Here is a 22289-nt window from a genome sequence, read left to right as displayed (position 1 = left end):
GCGGGGAATGGCTCGGAAGAGCATGCGCCTATTGTGCCCTACCTGTCGCCGTAAGGTTTTGTGGCGGATTAGACCGCCACTTTCAATGTCAGCTTCGACGTCGCCAGCATCCGCGCGATCGACCCAGCCGCTTCGCGACCGTCGTAGACCGCACGCACGACCAGGTCCGCGCCACGCACGTTGTCACCACCGGCGAAGATGCGCGGGTTGCTCGTCTGCAAGGGCAGTCGCCCTTCGCCACCGGCGACGATGCGACCACTGCGGTCGCGCTCGACGCCGAAGGCATCACACCAGTCGGGCGGGCTGGGCTGGAAGCCGAAGGCCTGGATCACCACGTCGGCGCGCAGGTCGGTCTCGCTGCCTTCGACGTTGCGCGGTCGCGGGCGTCCGTCACCGTCGTCGACAAGCTGGGTTTCGACCACGCGAACCGCGGCGACCCTCCCACCGTCGCCGACCAGGGCGATGGGCTGCTGCTGGAACAGGAAGCGCACGCCTTCTTCGCGGCTGTAGCCAACCTCGCGACGCGAGCCGGGCATGCTGGCTTCGTCGCGACGGTAGACGCAGGTGACCGAAGCAGCACCGAGGCGGATCGCGGTACGGTTGCAGTCCATACCCGTGTCGCCGCCGCCGAGGACGACGACATGCTTGCCGGCGAGGTCGTACTCCGGGGCAGGCGCTTCATCGCGTAGCAGGCGTTCGACATTGGCGATGAGAAAGGGCAACGCATCATGCACGCCGCCGAGGTCGCGGCCTTCGAGCTGCCCATCGACGTAGGTGTAGGCACCGGTACCCACGAACACAGCATCGTAGTCGGCGAGCAACTCGTCGAAGGCGATGTCGCGACCGATCTCCACGCCGAGATGGAACCGCACCCCCATGCCTTCGAGCACCATGCGACGGGTGCGCACGACGGATTTGTCGAGCTTGAACGGCGGGATGCCGAAGGTGAGCAGGCCGCCGATTTCGTGCTGGCGATCGTAGACGTCCGCCGCGATCCCGGCGCGACGCAGACGATCGGCACACGCCAGGCCCGCGGGCCCCGCGCCGACGATGGCGACACGTTGCCCGGTCTCCCGAACGCGCGACAGGTCGGGACGCCAGCCCTGACGGATCGCCTCGTCCGTCACCCAGCGCTCGACGCTGCCGATCGTCACGGCACCGAAGTCACCTTGCTCCAGCGTGCATGCGCCTTCGCAGAGGCGGTCCTGCGGACATACGCGGCCGCAGATTTCGGGCAGCGGGTTGGTTTCGTGCATGAGGGTCGCGGCCTCGAACAAACGACCGTCCTGCACCAGCTTCAGCCAGTTCGGAATGTAGTTGTGCACCGGGCAGGCGTGTTCGCAGTACGGGTTGCCGCAATCGATGCAGCGTTCCGACTGCGACGCTGCCTCCGACGGGGCGAACTCGCCGGAGATCTCGCCGTAGCCGAGCACGCGCACGGCCACGGGCACCGTGCGCGGCGTCTGCCGCGGGACATCGAGGAAGCGAAAGTCCTTCGTGCTCATGCGGCGCTCCGCAGTTCTTCAGCGAGGGCGTCGAGGCTTGCGGCTTTCGGCTTGACCAGCCAGAAACGCTGCAGCAGTCCACGGAAATCGCCGAGCACCTTGCGACCCCAGGCGGAGTCGGTGAGTTCGGCGTGGCGGGCGATGAGTTGGCGCAGGTGCTGCATGTAATGTTCCATGCCTTCGTGCGAGATACGCACGATGTCGACGAGTTCGTGGTTGTAGCAGTCGACGAAGTTGCGCTCGGTATCGAGCACGTAGGCAAAGCCCCCCGTCATGCCGGCACCGAAGTTGAGGCCGGTACGGCCGAGCACGGCGACCACGCCGCCGGTCATGTATTCGCAGCAGTGATCGCCGGCGCCTTCGACGACAGCCAACGCACCGGAGTTCCGCACAGCGAAACGCTCGCCGGCCTGACCCGCGGCGAACAACTCGCCACCGGTCGCGCCATACAGGCAGGTGTTGCCGATGATCGAGGCTTCCTGGCTGGCGAACGGCGAATCGGCCGGCGGCCGGATGATGAGGCGGCCACCGGCCATGCCCTTGCCGACGCCGTCATTGGCTTCGCCGGTCAGATCGATGTGCACCCCGGAGGCATTCCACGCGCCCAGGCTCTGGCCCGCCGAACCGGTCAGGTGCAGGTGTACCGGCTTCTCGGCCATGCCGACATCGCCCCAGCGACGCGCGACATCGCCGGACAGACGCGCGCCGATGGCGCGATCGGTGTTCGCGATGTCGTAGCGGAAGCTTCCGCCGAGGGCATCGGCGACCACGGCCCGGGTGTCCGCCGAAATCCGGCTGGCCAGGGTTGCGGGGTCGCGCATCGGGTTGCGCGCGAAGGTACAGGCGAAGTCGACCTTCTCACCCATGCCGTCTTCGGCGATGAGCGGGGTGAGATCCAGGCGGTCCTGCACGGCGGTGACGCCGTCGCGCTGCTCCAGGCGGCCACTCTGGCCGACCAGTTCTTCCAGCGTGCGCACGCCAAGACGGGCGAGATGGCGACGCACGTCCTCCGCGACGAAGCGGAAGTAGTTCATCACCATGTCGGGCAGGCCCAGGAAGTGCTTCTGGCGCAGTACCGGGTGCTGGGTCGCCACGCCGGTCGCACAGTTGTTCAGATGGCAGATGCGCAGGTACTTGCAACCCAACGCCACCATCGGCCCGGTGCCGAAACCGAAGCTCTCTGCACCGAGCATGGCCGCCTTGATCACGTCGAGACCGGTCTTCAGGCCACCGTCGGTCTGCAGGCGAACGCGACCACGCAGGTCGTTCAGGCGCAGCGTCTGCTGCGTCTCGGCCAGGCCGAGCTCCCACGGTGTGCCCGCATACTTGATGGACGTGAGCGGGCTCGCGCCGGTACCGCCATCGTGGCCGGACACCGTAATCAAATCGGCGCCCGCCTTCACCACACCGGCGGCGACGGTACCCACACCGGCATGCGAGACGAGCTTCACGGAGATCAGCGCCTTCGGATTCACTTCCTTGAGGTCGTGGATCAACTGGGCGAGATCTTCGATCGAGTAGATGTCGTGATGCGGCGGCGGCGAGATCAGGCCGATGCCTGGCTTGGCATAACGCAGACGAGCGATCGTCGCGTCGACCTTGTGGCCGGGCAACTGACCACCTTCGCCGGGTTTGGCGCCCTGGGCGATCTTGATCTGCAGCACTTCGGCATTGACCAGGTAGGTCGGCGTGACGCCGAAGCGGCCGGACGCGACCTGCTTGATCTTCGACGCGCGGTCGGTGCCATAGCGCGCCGGATCCTCCCCGCCTTCGCCCGAGTTGCTGCGTGCACCCAGACGGTTCATGGCGATGGCCAGCGCCTCGTGCGCTTCGGGCGACAGCGCGCCCAGCGACATGCCGGCCGAATCGAAGCGCTTCAGGATGCTTTCCACCGGCTCGACCTCATCGAGCGGGATGGACGTTCCTTCACGTGGCACGAGCAGGTCGCGCAGCGCTGACGGCGGGCGGGCGTCCACGTAGTGCGCGTACTTCGCGTAGTCATCCCAATCACCCGTGCGCACGGCCACCTGGAGGCTGGCGATCACATCCGGGTTGTACATGTGGAATTCGCCGCCGTGCACGTACTTGAACAGGCCGCCGGCACGCAGTGCCTGGGCTTCATCCCATGCTTCGGCGGCAAGCAGGCGCTGCTCTTTCTCCAGGTCATCGAAGGTCGAACCGCCAATGCGCGAGGGCGTGCCGGGGAAGCAGATATCGACGACATCGCGTGAGAGGCCAACGATCTCGAACAACTGAGCGCCACGGTAACCGGCGACGGTCGAGATGCCCATCTTCGAGAGGATCTTGAGCAAGCCTTTACGAATACCACGCCGATAGTTGCGGCCGATTTCGCGCGGCGCGCCTTCACCGTTGCGGATATGCCCGCTGCGGCCCATATCGAACAGGCTCTGGTAGGCCAGCCAGGGATAGATCGCCGTGGCGCCGAAGCCGAGCAGGCAGGCGAAGTGGTGCGGGTCGCGCGGCGTGGCCGTCTCGACCATGATGTTGCATTGACATCGCAGGCCACGGTCGACGAGGCGCGCATGCACGGCGCCGGTCGCCAGCAAGGAATGGATCGGCAACAGGTCACGACGCGGATAGCGATCGCTCAGGAAGACGATCTTCACGCCACCGCGCACGGCCGCTTCGACGCTGTCGCAGATGCGCAGCAGCGCTTGCTCGAGCGTTTCATCGGGGCCGTACATGAGATCGAATCGCGGCGTATCCGCGTACTCGGCATTCGCGAGAATCTGCCGCAGCTTGCGCTGCGAGAGGATCGGCGAATTGAGCAGGATCTGCTTGGCGTTCTCCGGACCGAGATCGAAGATATTCCGTTCCTGGCCGATCTGCGTCACCAGCGACATCACCAGGCGCTCGCGTAGCGGATCGATCGGCGGATTCGTCACCTGCGCGAAACCCTGGCGGAAGCGGTCGAACAGCGGACGGATCTGTCGCGACAGCACCGCCATCGGCGTGTCGTCGCCCATGGATCCGGTGGCTTCCGCCTCGGTCTCCGCGAGCACCTTGAGCACCGACTCGCATTCTTCGCGGGACAGGCCAAACAGCTTCTGGTAGCGGTGCAACTCCTCGGCAGGCAGCGGCTCGGCGGCGAGGCTGGGATCGATGAGGTCCGACTCGAGATAGGTGACGCCATCGCGCAACCAGTCGCGGAACGGCGCGCGCTTGCGATTGATCGCATCGATGTCGGCGTCGCGCAGCAGCCGGTGCTCACGGAAATCCACGGCGATCATTTCGCCAGGCGCGAGACGCCCCTTGGCGACAATGCGTGCCGAGGGGACGTCCCACAGGCCAGCTTCCGAGGCGACGATCAGGTGGTTGTCGTCGGACAGCGCCCAACGTGCGGGACGCAGGCCGTTGCGATCGAGCGTGCACGCGGCATAGCGCCCATCGCACATGACCAACCCGGCTGGGCCATCCCACGGCTCGCTGTGCAGCGCGTAGTACTCATAGAACGCGGCGAGATCTTCATCGATGTCCTCCCGCGCGGAGTACGCCGGCGGCACCAGCACACGCATCGCCGTGAGCAGGTCCATCCCGCCCATCAACAGCACCTCGAGCGCGTTGTCGAGGCTCTCGGAATCCGAACCGTTCTGGCGGACCAGCGGACCGATGTCGGAGAGATCGACGAGATCCGAGCGCATGACCGAGGTGCGCGCCTGCATCCAGCGACGGTTCGCGCGGATGGTGTTGATCTCGCCATTGTGCGCGAGTAGACGGAACGGCTGCGCGAGACGCCATTGCGGCGAGGTGTTCGTCGAGAAGCGCTGATGGAAGACCACCGCATCGGCGACGAGCGCCGGATGCTTGAGGTCGGGGTAAACATCGCGCAGGTGGCCCGGCGCGGCCATCGCCTTGTAGCCAATCACTTCGCCGGAAAGCGAAACGACATAGAACTGGGTGTCGCCGGCCAGCGCGAGCTCCGTGCGACGGCGTGCGCGGAACAGCGCGGCTTCGAACTGCGCCGGGGTGAGATCGCCCGGCGCGTCGACGAAGACCTGCCGCACGCGCGGCATGGACGATGCCGCCAGCGGTCCGCAGGCGGCCGTATCGACGGCGACGTCACGCCAGCCGGCCACATGAAGGTTCACGGCGGCGAGCTCGGTCTCGAGGACGGTAGCGGCGCTGCCATCACCGTCGGGATCGAGGAAGACCACGCCGGCGGCGAAATGCGTGGCCAGCGCGATGCCCGATTCGCGCGCAAGCGCGCGCAGCCACTCCACCGGCCGGCGAATGAGTACACCGCAGCCGTCACCACTGATGCCGTCGGCGTTGACGCCGCCCCGATGCGAAAGCCTGGCGAGTGCCGAAAAGGCGGTGTCGACCAATGCCGAACTGGCATGGCCGTCTATCTGCGCGACGATACCGAAGCCGCAGCTGTCGTGTTCGAACGCCTCGTCGTAGAGGCGCGGAGTGCCTTGCTTCACCATCCGCCTCCTGGGGCATAAGGTTGTGCTGGGAATCTGGCGAGCACGTGGCCCCGCGACCTGGAACGGTCGACCATCACGTGCGCGCGAAGGAGCTTGCGGCCCACTTTAGTCATATTTGTCGCGCTGCGTCAAAGCGTTCGGACGTCCAAACGGAAACCGAACGGAATTCTTACGACGCAACGGCCGAGACCAGTGGGAAGAAACGGGCTGGCACGCGGCTCGCGAGGCATACCAGCCTCGATAGTTTCGTGTGAGACCAATCGCCGCTGACGCGGCCGATAGGTAATAATCGCGGGATGCGCCCATCCCCCAACCTCCGCCTCGTCCTTACCCTTGCCCTCGCCGCTGCCGCTCCCTTCCCGCCCGCCTTCGCGGCGCAGGACGCCAAGGCACGGTCCGAACAGGACGAGGCACGGCAGAAGCTGGACGGTGTCCGCAAGGAGATCGAGGGACTGACGAAGGAGCAGCGAGACACCGCCAACTCGCGCGACAGCGCGAACGCGGCGCTGGCCAGGCAGGCCGAACAGGTCTCCACGGCCGCCAAGGCAGTCCGCGAGACCGACACCGAGCTGGAGGCGCGCAAACGCGACCTGGCACAACTGAACGAGCAACGCGCAGGGATGCAGGCCGGACTTGACCAGCAGAAGGGCGCCCTGAGTGACCTGCTCCGCGCCACGTATACCCTTGGCCGGGGTTCCGACCTGCAGATTCTCCTCGGCGACGAGAACGTCAACCGGATCTCGCGCGCCCTCGCCTATTCCCGTTACTTCCAGCAGAACCGGGTCGAGCGCATTCGCGGCCTGCTCGCGGATCTTTCCCGCCTGCAGGAGGTCGAAACCGCAATCACCGCCGAACAGGACAAGCTCGAGGCAACCCGGGCCGAACGCGAAAAGCGCACCGGCGAACTGGAAAAGCAGCGCAGCGAGCAGCAGAAACTGGTGGCCGAAGCGGACTCCAAATACAAGGACCAGGCGCAACGCATCGCTGCCCTGAAGCAGAACGAGCAGGACATGAATGCCCTGGTCGCCAAGCTGCAGAAGGTGATCGACGAGGCGGCCAAGGCTGCCGAGCCTGCCCCGGCGCCGAAGGGCACGGCACCGTCGGCGCCGCTGGGCAACCTTCGCGGCAACCTGCCCTGGCCGACCAACGGTCCGGTACACGCGTATGGCAGCGGCGTCATCATCGTCGCTGCACGCGGCAGCGAAGTGAAAGCCGTGGCCCGTGGCCGCGTGGTCTTCGCCAACTTCCTGCGCGGCTACGGCATGATGATCATCGTGAACCACGGCAACGGCTTCATGAGCATGTACGGCAACAACGAAACGCTGCTGCGCGGCGTGGGCGACATGGTCGAGGCCGGCGAAACCGTCGGCACGGCCGCGGCGCCCGCCGGCGACAACGGCGCCTATTTCGAGCTGCGCCAGGGTGGCAAACCCATCGATGCGCGCGGCTGGCTCGGTAAACGGCATTGATCCCGGAGACAGGCATGCGCCAGCACCCCCTTCGTTTCGCTCTCGCGCTGGCCCTCGGCACCGCGGTGGCGATTCCCGCCGCCCAGGCCCAGCACAAACCGCTGAAGCAGCCCGACGCGCCTGCGGCGTCGTCGAGTTCCGCAGCAGCCATCGCGGCAAAGGCCGACGACGAGGTGTCTCTCGACGATATCCGCAACTTCACGCGGGTCTACCAGATCGTTCGCCAGGCCTACGTCGAGAAACTCGACAACAAGACCATCATGAAGGCCGCGATCAGCGGCATGCTTGAAAACCTGGATCCACACAGCGAGTACCTGGACAAGGAAGGCCTCGATGAACTCGACGAGGACACCACGGGCCAGTACGGCGGCCTCGGCATCGAGGTGCTGCAGGTGGAGGGTTCGCTGAAGATCGTCTCGCCGATCGACGACACACCCGCCTCGCGCGCCGGCATCAAACCCGGCGACACGATCGTCAAGGTCGACGGCATGGTCATCGATGGCCAGAACATCGACGAAGCCTTCAAGAAACTGCGCGGCGATCCGGGCAGCAAGATCACCCTGACCATTCTTCATGAAAAGTCCGACAAGCCGATCGACATGCCATTGGTGCGCGAGCGTATCGCCGTCACCAGCGTCAAGGTGAGGCAGCTCGATCCGGGCTATGCGTATATCCGCCTGAGCCAGTTCCAGGAAGATACGGCGACGGACATGGACAAGAAACTTACCGACTACATCAAGAAGAACGGCGCGCCGAAGGGGGCTGTGCTCGACCTGCGCTCGAATCCCGGCGGCCTGCTCACCACGGCCGTCGCCGTCGCCGACGCCTTCCTCGACACCGGCACCATCGTCACGACGAAGGGCCGCCTGCAGGACGCCAACCTCAACTTCGAAGCGCACCCGGGCGACCTGCTCAAGGGCGCGCCGATGATCATCCTCACCGACAACGGCACGGCGTCCGCGGCCGAAATCGTCTCCGGCGCACTGAAGGACAACCACCGCGCGCTGATCATGGGCCGTCGCACCTTTGGCAAGGGCGTGGTGCAGACCGTGCTGCCGCTGGATCAGGACCACGCCGTCAAGATCACCACGGCGCGTTACTACACCCCCAACGGCACCTCGATCCAGGCCGAAGGCATCAAGCCGGATATCCCGCTGGCGGATCTCGCCGTGAACAAGAGCGATACGGCACCGCAGCTGATCGGCTCGGAAGCGGATCTTCGCAATCACCTGGCCAATGAGAAATCGGCCGGTGGCGACAAGAGCTCAGGTGACGACGATGGCAAGCTGGCGATCGAGGATTACGCGTTGTCGCAGGCGCTCAACGTGCTCAAGGGCATGGCGCTGAATCGTCAGCCCGCCACCAAGTAAGGTCTCACCAGAACTTCCACCAGGGCCGATCCGCGCGGGCCGTCACCATGGCCCGCCGGACACTCCACGGCAAGGTCGCCTTGCGCCCCGGCTTGAGCGCTTCGACCGGCGTCCATCCTTCGAATGCCGCGACACCGTAAGCGCTCGCAGGCCGCGCTTCGTCGAACGTCGTCACGCTGTGGGCGAGTTCGGGCGGCAGGAAAAAGAAGTGGTCGGCATCCTCGCCTTCCGCGTCGGCCTGATCCTGCAGGGCCTCGATGCGTGCGTGGATGGCATCGAAGGCGCGAGGCAGCGATCCCTGCGAGGCGAGGTGACGCGTGTCGTCCTGCTGGCCATCGTGTTCGACGCGCCATGTGCGCAACCCATCCACATAGCACGTGGCGGTACTGACCAGCTGCTGGTCGTCCTGCTCGCAGGTGATCACGGTGCAGCCACGCGACAGGGGACGCAGCGATTCCTCGGCGATCAACGGCGAGGCGAAACGCGTCACCACGACGAACCAGCCTGATGGGAGCGTGATTGCGAAGCCGCGGCGCGGATGCGATTCGGTCTGTTCGTTGCGAACCAGGCCGAGGGCGCCCAACACGGCATCCGCATCCTTGCCCTTTACCGCCAGCCAGCCGATCGACGCGCCCATGACATCACTCCCTTTCGGGTGGTTTCAGCAGGAAGCGCACCGACAGCAGGCCCACTTCGTAAAGCAGGCACATTGGCACGGCCAACATCACCATGGACAACAAATCCGGCGGGGTGATGAAAGCAGAAATGGCGAAGGCGCCGACGATCGCGTAGCCGCGTCCCTTGCTGAGTTTCTCCGCGTCGACGATACCCACGGCAGCCAGGATCACCACGGCCACCGGCACCTCGAAACAGAGTCCGAAGGCGAAGAACATCAGCATGACGAAATCGAGGTAATGCGTGATGTCCGTCATCATCGCCACACCTTCGGGCGTGACGGCGTTGAGGAATTTGAACGCCGCCGGCATCACCACGAAATAGGCGAACGCGCAGCCGGCGTAGAACAGCACCAGCGAGGCGACCAGCAGGGGCCGCGCCAGCCGCTTCTCGTGGCGGTACAGCCCGGGACTGACGAAGGCCCACAGCTGGTAGATGATCATCGGCATGCTGATGAACAGCGCCACGAAAAAGGCGAGCTTCAACGGGGTGACGAACGGGCTGGCCACCTCGGTCGCGATCAGGTGCGCGCCCTGCGGCATGCGTTCGACCAGCGGCTTCGCCAGTTCCGCGTAAAGATGGTTGGCCACGGGGACCAGGGCCAGGAGCACCAGCAGGAGCACGACCACGGCGCGAAGGAGCCGGGAGCGTAGTTCGATCAGGTGGGAAAACAGGCCCTCTTCGATCGCGTCGTCGGCGGACGGACGGGGGTCACTTGGGGTCATGCGTCTCATCCGTGGGCGGCGTGGTCACGCCGTGGGCCAGCGGCAGCATGTCGCGTGCCGGGTCGGGTTCCCGGCCTTCGACGCGCGCCACCTGTGTGTCGGTAAAGGTGTCGCGGACGCGATCGCCGGTGTCACGGATGTCCTGGCCGGCGCCGCGGATCTCGTCGCGCACGCTGTCGTGGGCGGAGCGTGCGCTTTCCGCCGTCTCACGTAGCGTCCGCTTGATCTCCTCGGCCTGGATCTCGCGCTCGACCTCGGCCTTCACGTTGTCCCAGCCATTGCGCATGCGCCGGAGCAAGGCGCCCGCGGTGCGGGCGGCATGGGGGAGCTTCTCAGGGCCGAGCACGATGAGCGCCACTACCGCGAGCAGCAGCAATTTACCGAAGCTGATCTCGATCATGGCGCCGCCAGGATCACGGAGCGCGGTCGCGCGGCTCGGTGGATTCGGTGTGGACCGGCGGCACCTGGCCCGTTACCGGGGGATCGGCGCGCAGCTTCTCTTCGCGGTCACGGGCGGCCTTGGCCTCCTCGTCACCGTCCATTCCCTTCTTGAAGTCGCGCATGGCACCGCCCAGGTCCGAGCCGATGTTGCGCAGCTTCTTCGTGCCGAAGATCAGCACGACGACGAGCAGCAGGAGGACGATATGGGTAATGCTCATGTAAACCTCGCAGGCGCCCGCCAGGGCACCGATAGGACGGACCGGCGCCCTTGCGCGACGCCGGATGGTTCAGATTCAGCGGTTAGTGTACTCCTCCAGCGTATCGCGGAAATTGACCACGTATGCCGGAGCGTTGGTTATACCGCCTGTCTCGAAGATGCGGCGGGGCGTGATGCCCGGGCCGTACACCTGCTTGTTCGTATCGTCGTCGATGCTGAAATGGGTGCCATCCAGCGCCACGCCGGCGAACAGACCCCGGGCGCGGGAGTAGGTGTAGATCTCGGCCTTGAGCTGGCCGTCGGTGGCCGCCGTGGCGGAGCGTCCCACCGGGCCGGCGGCGGCGGAGGCGTTGGCGCCCAGGGTGAACTTGCCGTCGATGATGCCCTGCACGCCCCGGTCGGTGCGGAAGACCAGGATCACGTCGGCTGACTGGATACCGATCTGGAACCCGACGCCGGCACCCGCCATGGAGATGAAGTTGGGATTGGACCAGGTGCCGTCGGGGCTCTTGATCGAGATCAGACCCTCGCCCTTGGCGCCCGAGAAGACGAAACCGCCCTTGACCATGTCAGGCAGCACCGCGATCGCCCTGGCGTTCTTGAGCAGGTCCGCCGGGAGTTGCTTATCCGGCGCGTCGTCCATGATTTCCTTGAGCACGCGAACCGCGTTCTCGGCCTGCTCCTTCGGTGGATCCGCGGCCTGGACCGCCGATATCGGCAGCAAGGCAAGAAGTCCCAGGGCAAGCAGGCGGGAAAGACGTGGGGTCATCGCGTGGCTCCTTTCATACATGACGGCTTCGGCGTGACACCGTGCTATGGCAGACTGCGGGAATTCCCGCGAGTGCCCGACGCCGATGCCAGGTACGCCAAACTATACCGGCCTTGCCGGGTATTCCCACGACACGCTGCCCCAGGTCGGTGTGTTGCTGGTTAATCTCGGTACACCTGAAGCGCCCACGGCTGCTGCCGTCCGGCCCTATCTCGCCGAGTTCCTCGGCGACCCGCGTGTCATCGAATACCCCCGCCTGCTCTGGCTGGCCATCCTGCATGGCGTGATCCTGCGCGTGCGCCCGAAGCGTTCAGCACATGCGTATGCGCGCATCTGGACGGAGCAGGGCTCGCCCCTGCGGGTCGGCAGCGAAGCCCTCGCCGCCGCCTTGCAGGCGGAACTGGGCCGGCGGCGATCGGGCCCGATCCGCGTGGCGCTCGCCATGCGCTACGGCAGACCCGCCGTTGCCGAAACGATTGCGCAACTGCAACGCGAGGGTGTTCGCCGACTGCTCGTGCTGCCGCTCTACCCGCAGTACTCGGCGACGTCGACCGGCAGTGTCTTCGATGCCGTCGCCGACGCGGTTAAAGGCTTGCGTTGGCCCCCGGAGCTGCGCCAGATCAACGACTATCACGCCGAACCCGGGTATATCGCAGCGCTGGCCGATAGCGTGCGCGCGCACTGGGAACAGAGCGGTCGCGGTGAAAAGTTGCTCATGAGCTTCCATGGCATTCCCGAACGCTACGTGCGAAACGGCGACCCCTACTTCTGCCAGTGTCACGCCACAGCGCGCCTGTTACGCGAGGCGCTAGGCCTGTCCGAAGACGAGGCGCCGCTCAGCTTCCAGTCCCGCGTCGGTCGCGAACGCTGGCTGCATCCGTATACCGATGAAACCGTGAAGGTTTTTGGCAAGAGCGGGATCAAGCGGATCGACGTGATCAGTCCGGGTTTCGCCGTCGACTGCCTGGAAACGCTCGAGGAAATCGCCATGCAGAACGCCGACTTCTTCAAGGAAGCCGGCGGCGAGACGCTCAACTACATCCCCTGCCTCAACGCCGCGCCCGCGCACGTCGGAACGATCGCCGATCTCGTGCTTCGGCATACCCAGGGCTGGCCGGAGTTCGCCGCAGACTACGACGCCGCCGAGGCGGCTCGCCGTCTTGCCGCCAGCCGCGAACGCGCCCGCCAGGTGCGCGACGATGCGTGAGTTGCGTATCGGCATTCCGGGACTGGAACTGTCCGGCCTGACCTGGGGCGAACCCGATGCACCGCCGCTGCTGCTGATCCACGGCTGGCTGGACAACGCCGCGAGCTTCGCCCTGCTGGCACCGCTGCTGGCCGAGCGCTTCCATGTGATCGCGCTTGACCTGCCCGGGCACGGTCATTCCGATCACCTGCCGGCGGGAACCATCTACCAGCATGTCGACTACACCCGCGCCGTGCTGGCGGCGGTCGATTCGTTGGCGCTGCCCCGTTTTCATCTGCTCGGCCACTCCCTCGGGGCAGGTGTCGCGACCATGGTCGCCATCGCCGCGCCCGAGCGGATCCGCGCCCTGGCCCTGATCGAAGGCCTCGGGCCCCTCGGCGACGATGGATCGCGCACGCTCGATCGCTTCCGCGATGCGCTGGCCATCAAGGACGAAGGTAGCCGGCCGCTTCGCGTTTTCCCCTCCATCGACGATGCCTCCCGCGCGCGCGCACTGGCCAGCGGCCTGGACAGCGCGCTGGCCCGGCATATCGTCGAGCGCGGGTTACGCGAGGTCGATGGCGGTTACAGCTGGCGCAGCGACCCACGCCTCTCGAAACCCACGGCGATCCGCCTGGCCGAAACGCAGGTGATGTCGCTCTTGCTGGGGCTGGCGGCGCCGACGTCGCTGTTGCTGGCGCGACCGCATCCGCCGTATCTGGAGCCCGAGGCGCTACAGGTGAGGATCGACTGCGTCGACCAGATCGCGGTGGAACACATGGATGGGGGGCATCATCTGCACCTTGAACATCCGGGGGCGGTCGCGGACTGGTTGCACAAGGCCCTGTAGGAATCGCCGATGAATCGGCTCCTACCAAAAGCCGGCTCTTGTGGGAGCCGATTCATCGGCGATTCCCTAAACGACGGGATCCAACCTAAACGCCGGCTGCACCATCGGATCGATCAGCCAATGGTCGGCAAGCAGGAAGGCGAACAACACCATCAGGTAAACGATGGAGTAGTTGAACATCTTCATCGCGAACAACTCGTCCGGCGGATTGAGCATGCGGATGGCATACCAGAGGAAGCCCGCGCCGAGGATCACCGCGCCGAACAGGTAGATGAGCCCACTCATGCCGGTAAAGAACGGCAGCAGGGTCACCACGCAGAGCAGGATCGTATAGAACAGGATGTGCCACCGGGTGTAGACCACACCGTGTGTCACCGGCAGCATCGGCACCTGAGCGCGCGAATAGTCGTCAACGCGGAAGATCGCCAGCGCCCAGAAGTGCGGTGGTGTCCACACGAAAATGATAAGCAGCAATTGCAGCGCATAGGGATGCAGTGAACCGGTCACCGCCGTCCAGCCGAGCATCGGCGGCGCGGCACCAGCAAGACCACCGATCACGATGTTCTGCGGCGTGGCCCGCTTGAGGTACGCCGTGTAGATCACCGCGTAGCCGATCAGCGAGAAGAACGTCAGCACCGCGGTGAGTATGTTCACCAGGAACACCAGCACCAGCATCGACACGATGCCCAGCGTCATGGCGAAAACGAACACCTGCATCGACGTCAGCTGACCGGTCGCAAGCGGCCGGTGCGACGTGCGCGCCATGATCTTGTCGATGCGTTGGTCGATCAGGTGATTGAACGCAGCGGCGGAGGCAGAGGCAAGCCAGATGCCAAGCGTGCCGAAGACCGCGGCATGCCATGTCGGCAGCACGCGCTGCCCGGAGGCGTCCACGGCGAGGAACATGCCGATGACGGCGCAGAAGACCAGCAGCGCGACGACGCGCGGCTTGGTCAGTTCGTAATATTGGCCGAGGATGCTCACAGTGACTCCGTGGTCGCGGGCAGGCGCTGCGTGCTGGCCAGGGCAACGAGCAGGGTGAAAAGAAGCAGCGCCGCCACGCCATTGTGCGCCGTCGCCACCGGCAGTGGCAGGCCGAGATGGACGTTGCCGATGCCGAGCAGGACTTGGGCGACCAGGACCACGCCGATAGCGATACCCGCCCGACGCAGCCCCGCGCGCGCCAGCTTATGCGACAACCAGGCGAGATAGCAGAACGTCACCAGCGCGCCGATGCGATGGGCAAGCTGGATGGAACTGCGCGCGGCCATGTCGAGTACACCGCCCTCATAGTTCACGCCGATACCACGCCAGAGCACGAAGGCTTGCGGGAAATCCGTCTGCGGCCACCATTGGCCCAGGCACTTCGGGAAATCGGTGCCGCAGGCGAGCGCCGCGTAATTCGAGCTGGTCCAGCCACCCAAGGCGATCTGGCAGACCAGCACGACGATACCGATGGCGACCGGCCCGCGCAGTGCCGCGAAACGATCGTCGGGCGTGCCGATACGCCACCAGCGCAGGGCCGCCCAGGCCAGCAGACCGAAGGTCGCAAGGCCACCCAGCAGGTGCCCCATCACGACGATCGGCTTCAGCAACAGCGTGACCGTCCACATGCCGAGCATGGCCTGGAAGATGATCACGGCCAGTGCGACGACGCCGATTTTCCAGGCACCCGGTCGATCCAGCGTCGCTGCAGCGATCAAGGGCAGCGCGATAGCCAAGGCCGAAAGGAACGAAGACACCACGTGCTCGCCACGTATGTACATCACCACGCCGACCACCGCGAACGCGGCAGCGAGCAACACGGCGATCACCGCGACGCGTCGACGCCAGGCGGAGACCAGTGCGATGGCCAGCACCATGAAGCCAAGACCGCCGGCGAGGAAGCGATGGACCTGTTCGCGCCAAGCCTTGTGCGTTTCGTAGGGGCGATCGGGGAAGGCCTCGTTGGCCTGTGCAATGTCCTGCGCGTGGCCGGGCCACGTGGCCTTGCCATAGCAGGTCGGCCAGTCCGGGCACGACAGGCCGGCATTCGACAGGCGCACGAAGGCACCGAACATCACGATACAGAAGGCGAACAGCGCAGCAAGCAATCCGAGGGTACGCAGGATTTTCACGGCACGCGGCGTCATCAGCGAATCACCTTCTGCATGTCCTTGCGCAGGCCGCTCGGATCGAACCCGGCGGGGTAATAGGAAAGCGCCGTGCCGTTGGACTCGATGAGCACGGCGGAGACCGTATCCGGTTCGGTCGGACGGAACTCGCCGAAAGCATTGGCGGTATCGCTGCCGAGCTTCCAGCTGGGCATCACGCCATCGGCGCCGGGAGCGGTCGGCGGCGTGCCGAGATAGAGCAGGCGCAGACGGTCCGCGTTGGCATTGAGCACGATGCGCGCATTACGCATCAGCGCCAGCGTCTGCAGGCAATGATCGGCGCAGCCCGGCCCCGGCAGGGCGATCAGGGTCAGTCGCGGCTCGCTGTCGCGCCACACCCAGGGCTTGCCGTCGACATCCACACGCACGTCGTTGACGCTGCGCTGGGGCACGATCGGCCGTCCGTTGCCCTTGCCTTCGGGCTGCCAGCCACTGAGCGTGAGCAAGCCTGCGGCGATGATCGGCGCAAGGAACACCAGCATGATCAGGATCAGCTTGAGGCGGCTGCTGCGCAGGTTCTTGGTGGAGACGTTCGGATCGGTCATGGATTCTCGGGCCGCTTCGGGCGTCGCTGGCGATGCAGGAGGACGAAGATCACCACCGCGGCGAGCGCGAAGGTGAACCACTGAAAGGCATAGGCGCGGTGCCGCGCCGGCGGCATGAAGCCGGGCGTCCAGTCGCGCGCATAGATACTGGCCGGATCGGCGTCGAGCAACAGCACGCGAGGATACAGCGCACGGCCGACGTCAGCGCCGATCTCCTTGAGGTCGACATAGACCATCGACTTCTCCGCACCGTGCTGCTCCGGCAACCGGTCACCGCCCAGGCGGACACCGACACCCGGCGATGGCACATACAGCCCCCGGATCGTCGTTTCGCCCTGGGGCAAGGGCGGCAGGCGCGGGTTGGCGCCAGCTTCTTTGGCAAGGAAGCCGAGGTCCACCAACACGTAAGGCGTCTGCCCGCGCGGGGAGAACGGCACGTAGACATGGATACCGACCTGCCCCGCATGGGTCTGGTCGTCGAGGATATAGGTGTGGCCGGGCACGAACTGGCCATGCAGGGCCACGCGGGGATAACGATCCACCGGCGGCGCATCGGCGATCATGCCGAAGTCTTCCACCGCCGCTGCAGCGGATGCGGCGTAGCGCCGCAGCAGTTCGTCCTTCTCGTCGGCGCGGTCCAGCTGCCAGACACCCAAGCGCACGAAGGCCAGCACACCCACCACGGTGAGTGCGACAGCGAACCACGTCGGACGACGCAAGAAGCTCATGCCAGACGCCCCACGGCCACCGCTATACTCGGATTGTCGATATCGGGCGGAAGGGTCACGTGGAAACCATCTATAAGTACGCGCTGGTGATTCTGCTGTTGGTTGTGCTCTTCAACCTCGGCCAGGCCCTGTTCTTCATGATGACCGACAAAGGCCAGAGCAAACGCACGGTATGGGCGCTTACCCGTCGCATCGGCCTGTCGTTGCTGCTCATCGCCATGGTCGCGCTGGGCATCTTCATGGGCTGGCTGCATCCCCATGGGGTCGGTCAATTCTAACGCGCATGGCCGGGGGGCCAAGGCGCGCTGCGGCATTTGGTGCCGTGGGGGGCTCAGGGAGTATCGAAATCGGGATCATTCGGTCGGCGCAAGAGCCGCCTTCGACGCTTCTTCGATAAGGTCGAACACGGCAGCCGGGACGCGGTCGGCGAACTGATCGCGGCGGCGCTTTGAAACGATACCGTTCTGTGTCAGGGCACTGGTCACCAGCGTAGCCAGATMGCTCCCGCGAAGATCGTAGCGGCGCTCCACTTCACGAACGACCCGGTCGTAGCGGAGGATGAACTCGGTGTTCTCGCGAAGGTTGACCTCCAGCGCCTGATCGGCCATCCGGTAGCAGAACTCGACGGCCGGGGTCGCATCCCAATAGCGGTAGAGCTCGTGCCCTGCACTACCCTCATAGTGCAGGTCGTACTCGTCTTCGCCGATCCAGCCGACGCGCCAACGTTCGCGCGCAGGTACTGAGAAGATCTGGAGGGTGGACAGGTAATCAGCCTCATGGGCTTTCATGGCGATCGAAACAGGGAGGATGAGCCCGTTATCCATGCGACCCGACTGGCACAGGGCGTAGTGAACGAGGAAACGTGAAAGTCTGCCGTTGCCGTCCATGAAGGGGTGAACGAAAACGAATCCGAACGAAGCCACGGCACCCACGACAAGTGGATCAAGGGCCGCCGGAGCACGGTTGATGAAAGCCATCAACTCGTCCATCAATTCGCCTGAAAGTGCGGGCGGTGGCGGCACATAGGTCACGCCCGAAGCCCCGCGGAGGGGCCCTTGCAGATAGTTCTGTTGCGCGCGAAAACCCAACGCACGGTCAAGCGGATTGGTCACGGCCGTGGTCTGCAGCTGGACGAGATAGTCTTCGCTGATATCCCGCTTCTTGTGCGCCGAATGCAAAAGGGCCACGAAGGCGCGCTGCTTTTCTTCGCTCGGTGTTTCCCGCTCGATCGCAAAGCTGCTGCGTGTCTCGTCGAGGTAAGCCCATTCAAGGGCCCGATCCCTGACTGCGGTTCCGACATCGTCGGTATACCGGTGAATTCGCTCGATCAGCTCGCTCGCCAGGGCCTTTTCGACGGCATCGGTTCGCTCAACGGTGGCGCAATAACGAAGAGAGCCCAGACCGTTGAAGTGGACGCGCCACTTAGGGTGTCGCTCTCCTTCCATCGTCACATAACGGGCCGGATCGAAGAGATCCACCATGGCGCCCTTCGCAGCCGGCGCGGCGTCCAATGTCCGGCCATTGGCCGCCTCCCAGAGATAGCAGGCCTTTCGAACGAAGACACTACCCGGAGTGCGCGTCATAGCCGCGACGAGCGCCTCTTCCGGAAGATGCGTCAGTGCCTCCATGAGGATGGCCAGATTCGTGCCCTCGTGCTTCAGGGCGAACAAGATGTGGGCTAGCGTCCCGCCCTGGTCGAGCTCCATGCGTTCCACGACGGCAGCCGGCACGGCCAGGTGATCCGCGTTCTCCACCAGTTTCGAGACGGGTTTCACCAACGCAGGACGCCGGGGTTCGAAGGCCGTCAGACCGAGAGAGGCGTGCAGATAGGCGTAACCTAATCGGCTCATGGGAGGCCTGCGGAAAAGTTCAAAAGGGCCACATCGGCTCACTTTTTTTTACTTTGCCACATTTTTTTTTACTTTTAGGGCATTTCTCTGATTTTTTTTTACTGCCGACGATCGCGTGATCCGGCATTGAGTGCTGTGGACTAGCCACAAGGGGAAAGCAGGGATGACTACAACAACGCCCAGGCCACTGCCAACAGCGCTGTTTTTAGCGCTGATTCCTGTCGGCTGGCTGGGTGTCACGGTCGTCGTGACCGGGCTGGAAGGCCTGGTCGGTATCTTCCCGAGCCGCTTCGCGGCCGCCTTCACGGTATTCCACCAAGCCTCGCCCTCGCTTCTCGCTGGCTGGGGCGCTACCGCCCTGATGGCAGCCGGGGCCTTTCTGACCAGGAATCGCCGACCTTTCACTTGCGCCTTGTTCGTCGCGCTATTCCTTGTCGGCTATGTGACCCTGGCACACGTGATGTATCAACGCCTGACCTTCGGCGTGTGGATTGCGTGCGTTGAGGCGATGCTCGCCGTCGCCGGGATCTGGCAGCTCATAAGGGATGATTCGGCGTCGTAGAAGTATCGCTCTCGTCGCCAAACGATTTTCAGCGAAGGTCACAAAAAAACCCGCCTCACGGCGGGTTCTTCGATGCACATGGCAGCGCGCCTACGTCAAATCAAAGCACGTAAACGAACAGGAACAGCGCCAGCCACACCACGTCGACGAAATGCCAGTACCAGGCGACGGCTTCGAAACCGAAGTGATCGTCCTTGGTGAAGTGGCCCTTGGCGCAGCGGATCCAGATGATCGCCAGCATGATCGTGCCCAGCGTCACGTGCATGCCGTGGAAGCCGGTGAGCATGAAGAACGTGGCGCCGTAGACGCCGCTACCGAGCGTGAGGTTGAAGTGCTCGTACGCCTCGGCGTACTCGTGGGCCTGGAACCAGAGGAACAGGCAGCCGAGCAGGACGGTGGCGCCGAGACCGATCAGCAGCGCCTTGCGATGACCGGCCTTCAGCGCATGGTGCGCGATGGTGATGGTCACGCCGGACGAGAGCAGGATCAGCGTGTTCAGCAGGGGCAGGCCCCAGGCCGCGATGGTCTGGAACGAACCGCCGATTTTCTGCGGGCCGCCGCCACCGTTCGCGCCCCACGATGCCTCATAGCCCTGCCAGACGAACTGGTGGGTGAGCACGCCGTGGCCTTCGCCGCCCAGCCAGGGCACCGAAAAGATGCGCGCGTAGAACAGCGCACCGAAGAACGCACCGAAGAACATCACTTCGGAGAAGATGAACCACATCATGCCCATGCGGAACGAGCGATCGACCTGGCCGTTGTAGTTGCCGGCCATCGATTCGCGGATCACCGAGCGGAACCAGCCGAAGAACATGCCCAGGATCATGACGAAGCCGATCCAGAAGAGCGGCTTGCCGAAGGCACTGCTGTCGCCGGGCTGCGAGTTCAGCCAATGCGCGGCACCGTACACGGTGACGAACATGGAGATCGCCGCCACGATGGGCCAGTAGCTCTTGCTCGGTACGTAGTAAACGTCTTGTTGCTGGTGACCCATGGTGGTTTCCCGTGGATGTCGCTTGGTTTAGCCGCTCAGACCTTCAGCATCTGCACGATCGAGAGAAGGAACACCGACACGGCGAACCCGCCCGCGATGAGTGCCGTAACGCGGGCGCGCTTGAGGCGCGCCGCCATTTCGATGTCCGTCTTGTCCTGCATCGATCAGTGGTCCGTGTTGCCGTGGGCGAGCTCGTCGTCATGGATGACCGGCGGCACGTCAAAGGTGTGGAACGGCGCCGGGGACGGCACGGTCCACTCCAGGCCCTTGGCCCCTTCCCACGAGCGATCCGCCGCCTTCTTCTTCGAGAAGAACACGCAGTGGATGATCACGCCGAGGAAGATCAGCTGCGAGGCGCCGAACCAGAAGCCGCCGATGGAGCTGACCATGTTGAAGTTGGCGAAGGCGACGTTGTAATCCGGGATGCGTCGGGGCATGCCCGCCAATCCCAGGAAGTGCTGCGGGAAGAACAGCACGTTCACCGAGATCACGCTGGACCAGAAATGGATCTTGCCCCAGGTCTCGCTGTACATGTGGCCCGACCACTTCGGGATCCAGTAATACGCGGCGGCCATGATCGAGAACGCGGCGCCGGTTACCAGCACGTAGTGGAAGTGGGCCACGACGAAGTACGTGTCGTGATACTGGAAGTCGGCCGGGGCTAGGGCCAGCATCAGGCCGGAGAAGCCGCCGATGGTGAACAGGATCACGAAGGCGATCGAGAACAGCATCGGGGTCTCGAAGGTCATCGAGCCGCCCCACATCGTCGACACCCAGTTGAAGACCTTCACGCCCGTGGGCACCGCGATCAACATCGTCGCGTACATGAAGAAGATCTCCGCCCCCATCGGCAGGCCCACGGCGAACATGTGGTGGGCCCAGACAATGAAGGAAAGGAAGGCGATGGACGCGATCGCGAACACCATCGCGCGGTAGCCGAAGATCGGCTTGCGGGCGAAGGTCGGGATGATTTCCGAGATGATCCCGAACGCCGGCAGGATCATGATGTAGACCTCGGGGTGCCCGAAGAACCAGAAGATGTGCTGGAACAGGACCGGGTCACCGCCGCCGGCCGCGTTGAAGAAGTTGGTATGGAAGTACTTGTCGGTCAGCAGCATGGTGACCGCACCGGCCAGCACCGGCATCACCGCGATCAGCAGGAACGCCGTGATCAGCCAGCTCCAGACGAAGACCGGCATCTTCAGCAGGTCCATGCCCGGCGCGCGCATGTTGAGGATGGTCGCGATGATGTTGATCGCACCCATGATCGAGCTGATGCCCATCAGGTGGATCGCGAAGATCACGTAGGCCACCGACTCGCCCTGCAGCGACAGCGGGGGGTACATCGTCCAGCCGCCGGCAGGACCGCCGCCCGGCATGAACAGCGTGGACAGCAGCATGAAGAAGGCGAACGGAAGGATCCAGAACGACAGGTTGTTCATGCGCGGCAGCGCCATGTCCGGCGCGCCGACCATGAGCGGAACCATCCAGTTCGCCAGGCCGACGAAGGCCGGCATGATCGCGCCGAAAATCATCACCAGCGCGTGCATCGTCGTCATTTCATTGAAGAAATACGGCTGCACCAGCTGCATGCCCGGCTTGAACAACTCCGCGCGGATAACCATCGCGAAGGCGCCGCCGATGAAGAACATCGTCAGCGAGAAGATCAGGTACAGCGTGCCGATGTCCTTGTGATTCGTGGACATCACCCATCGCTGGAAGAACCCTTTCGGGGCTCCGTGGTGATCGTGGTGATCGTGGGTGGCTGCGTGCGCCATAACTCTGCACCTCTACCTGCAATA

The 22289-nt window shown here is 64.6% G+C and carries 21 protein-coding genes; 6 read left to right on the top strand and 15 right to left on the bottom strand.

Features of this window, described 5'->3' with window-relative positions:
* Window positions 1-68: 68 nt before the first annotated feature.
* Window positions 69-1505 (bottom strand): FAD-dependent oxidoreductase, encoded by a 1437-nt coding sequence (locus tag AC1DYM_RS10570; protein WP_477338051.1) that lies wholly within the window; start codon window positions 1503-1505, stop codon window positions 69-71.
* Complete coding sequence (gene gltB / locus AC1DYM_RS10565) at window positions 1502-5953, bottom strand: glutamate synthase large subunit (protein WP_477338049.1); 4452 nt, start codon at window positions 5951-5953, stop codon at window positions 1502-1504. Before gltB ends, AC1DYM_RS10570 begins: the two co-directional genes overlap by 4 nt.
* 296 nt (window positions 5954-6249) lie before the next feature.
* Here gltB and AC1DYM_RS10560 point away from each other — a divergent pair, with 296 nt between their 5' ends.
* Window positions 6250-7422 (top strand): murein hydrolase activator EnvC family protein, encoded by a 1173-nt coding sequence (locus AC1DYM_RS10560; RefSeq protein WP_477338047.1) that lies wholly within the window; start codon window positions 6250-6252, stop codon window positions 7420-7422.
* A gap of 14 nt (window positions 7423-7436) precedes the next feature.
* Window positions 7437-8792 (top strand): S41 family peptidase, encoded by a 1356-nt coding sequence (locus AC1DYM_RS10555; protein ID WP_477338045.1) that lies wholly within the window; start codon window positions 7437-7439, stop codon window positions 8790-8792.
* 4 nt (window positions 8793-8796) lie between these two features.
* On the opposite strand, the gene AC1DYM_RS10550 is transcribed toward AC1DYM_RS10555, so the two are convergent.
* The 5 genes from AC1DYM_RS10550 to AC1DYM_RS10530 all read right to left on the bottom strand — a co-directional run bounded on the left by AC1DYM_RS10550 (window position 8797) and on the right by AC1DYM_RS10530 (window position 11619).
* On the bottom strand, window positions 8797-9429 hold the full coding sequence (locus AC1DYM_RS10550) for a hypothetical protein (protein WP_477338043.1): 633 nt from the start codon (window positions 9427-9429) through the stop codon (window positions 8797-8799).
* Window positions 9430-9433: 4 nt separating this feature from the next.
* Window positions 9434-10192: a twin-arginine translocase subunit TatC gene (gene tatC, locus AC1DYM_RS10545; RefSeq protein ID WP_046967940.1), complete on the bottom strand. Its 759-nt coding sequence runs from the start codon at window positions 10190-10192 to the stop codon at window positions 9434-9436.
* Window positions 10179-10592 carry a Sec-independent protein translocase protein TatB gene (gene tatB / locus AC1DYM_RS10540; protein WP_477338042.1) on the bottom strand — a complete coding sequence of 138 codons (414 nt, stop codon included), beginning with the start codon at window positions 10590-10592 and terminating at the stop codon, window positions 10179-10181. The genes tatC and tatB overlap by 14 nt, the downstream gene beginning before the upstream one ends.
* Window positions 10593-10605: 13 nt before the next feature.
* Entirely contained in the window at window positions 10606-10851 is a 246-nt protein-coding gene (gene tatA / locus AC1DYM_RS10535; protein WP_477338040.1) for a twin-arginine translocase TatA/TatE family subunit, read from the bottom strand.
* A 75-nt stretch (window positions 10852-10926) separates the two neighbouring features.
* Complete coding sequence (locus AC1DYM_RS10530) at window positions 10927-11619, bottom strand: lipid-binding SYLF domain-containing protein (protein WP_477338038.1); 693 nt, start codon at window positions 11617-11619, stop codon at window positions 10927-10929.
* 85 nt (window positions 11620-11704) lie between these two features.
* On the opposite strand from AC1DYM_RS10530, the gene hemH reads away from it, so the two are divergent.
* The gene (gene hemH, locus AC1DYM_RS10525) at window positions 11705-12826 is read left to right on the top strand and encodes a ferrochelatase (protein ID WP_477338036.1); all 1122 of its coding nucleotides are present in this window, start codon (window positions 11705-11707) and stop codon (window positions 12824-12826) included.
* A complete protein-coding gene (locus AC1DYM_RS10520; RefSeq protein ID WP_477338034.1) occupies window positions 12819-13655 on the top strand; it encodes an alpha/beta fold hydrolase in 837 nt (278 codons plus the stop codon). Before hemH ends, AC1DYM_RS10520 begins: the two co-directional genes overlap by 8 nt.
* A gap of 66 nt (window positions 13656-13721) precedes the next feature.
* Here the strand turns inward: AC1DYM_RS10520 and cyoE are convergent, their stop codons facing one another.
* The 4 genes from cyoE to AC1DYM_RS10500 are packed head-to-tail and all read right to left on the bottom strand — an operon-like array spanning window position 13722 to window position 17081.
* The gene (cyoE, locus tag AC1DYM_RS10515; protein WP_477338032.1) at window positions 13722-14639 is read right to left on the bottom strand and encodes a heme o synthase; all 918 of its coding nucleotides are present in this window, start codon (window positions 14637-14639) and stop codon (window positions 13722-13724) included.
* On the bottom strand, window positions 14636-15787 hold the full coding sequence (locus AC1DYM_RS10510; protein ID WP_477338030.1) for a COX15/CtaA family protein: 1152 nt from the start codon (window positions 15785-15787) through the stop codon (window positions 14636-14638). Before AC1DYM_RS10510 ends, cyoE begins: the two co-directional genes overlap by 4 nt.
* The gene (locus tag AC1DYM_RS10505; RefSeq protein WP_477338028.1) at window positions 15787-16353 is read right to left on the bottom strand and encodes a hypothetical protein; all 567 of its coding nucleotides are present in this window, start codon (window positions 16351-16353) and stop codon (window positions 15787-15789) included. The genes AC1DYM_RS10510 and AC1DYM_RS10505 overlap by 1 nt, the downstream gene beginning before the upstream one ends.
* Window positions 16350-17081 carry an SURF1 family protein gene (locus tag AC1DYM_RS10500; RefSeq protein ID WP_477338026.1) on the bottom strand — a complete coding sequence of 244 codons (732 nt, stop codon included), beginning with the start codon at window positions 17079-17081 and terminating at the stop codon, window positions 16350-16352. Before AC1DYM_RS10500 ends, AC1DYM_RS10505 begins: the two co-directional genes overlap by 4 nt.
* A gap of 59 nt (window positions 17082-17140) precedes the next feature.
* Between AC1DYM_RS10500 and AC1DYM_RS10495 the strand changes: the two genes are divergently transcribed.
* Window positions 17141-17359 (top strand): twin transmembrane helix small protein, encoded by a 219-nt coding sequence (locus AC1DYM_RS10495; RefSeq protein WP_036139356.1) that lies wholly within the window; start codon window positions 17141-17143, stop codon window positions 17357-17359.
* 75 nt (window positions 17360-17434) lie between these two features.
* On the opposite strand, the gene AC1DYM_RS10490 is transcribed toward AC1DYM_RS10495, so the two are convergent.
* On the bottom strand, window positions 17435-18931 hold the full coding sequence (locus tag AC1DYM_RS10490) for a Fic family protein (protein ID WP_477338024.1): 1497 nt from the start codon (window positions 18929-18931) through the stop codon (window positions 17435-17437).
* A 163-nt stretch (window positions 18932-19094) separates the two neighbouring features.
* On the opposite strand from AC1DYM_RS10490, the gene AC1DYM_RS10485 reads away from it, so the two are divergent.
* A complete protein-coding gene (locus tag AC1DYM_RS10485; RefSeq protein WP_477338022.1) occupies window positions 19095-19493 on the top strand; it encodes a hypothetical protein in 399 nt (132 codons plus the stop codon).
* A 100-nt stretch (window positions 19494-19593) separates the two neighbouring features.
* Here the strand turns inward: AC1DYM_RS10485 and AC1DYM_RS10480 are convergent, their stop codons facing one another.
* The 3 genes from AC1DYM_RS10480 to ctaD are packed head-to-tail and all read right to left on the bottom strand — an operon-like array spanning window position 19594 to window position 22265.
* The gene (locus AC1DYM_RS10480) at window positions 19594-20487 is read right to left on the bottom strand and encodes a cytochrome c oxidase subunit 3 (RefSeq protein WP_477338020.1); all 894 of its coding nucleotides are present in this window, start codon (window positions 20485-20487) and stop codon (window positions 19594-19596) included.
* Between the two features lie 35 nt (window positions 20488-20522).
* Window positions 20523-20648 carry a hypothetical protein gene (locus AC1DYM_RS10475; protein ID WP_477338018.1) on the bottom strand — a complete coding sequence of 42 codons (126 nt, stop codon included), beginning with the start codon at window positions 20646-20648 and terminating at the stop codon, window positions 20523-20525.
* A gap of 3 nt (window positions 20649-20651) precedes the next feature.
* The gene (gene ctaD / locus AC1DYM_RS10470) at window positions 20652-22265 is read right to left on the bottom strand and encodes a cytochrome c oxidase subunit I (RefSeq protein ID WP_046967929.1); all 1614 of its coding nucleotides are present in this window, start codon (window positions 22263-22265) and stop codon (window positions 20652-20654) included.
* Window positions 22266-22289 lie beyond the last annotated feature (24 nt).

The organism is Luteibacter sp. P1_D3, from assembly GCF_056406135.1.
This window is presented reverse-complemented; position numbering and strand designations above follow the sequence as displayed.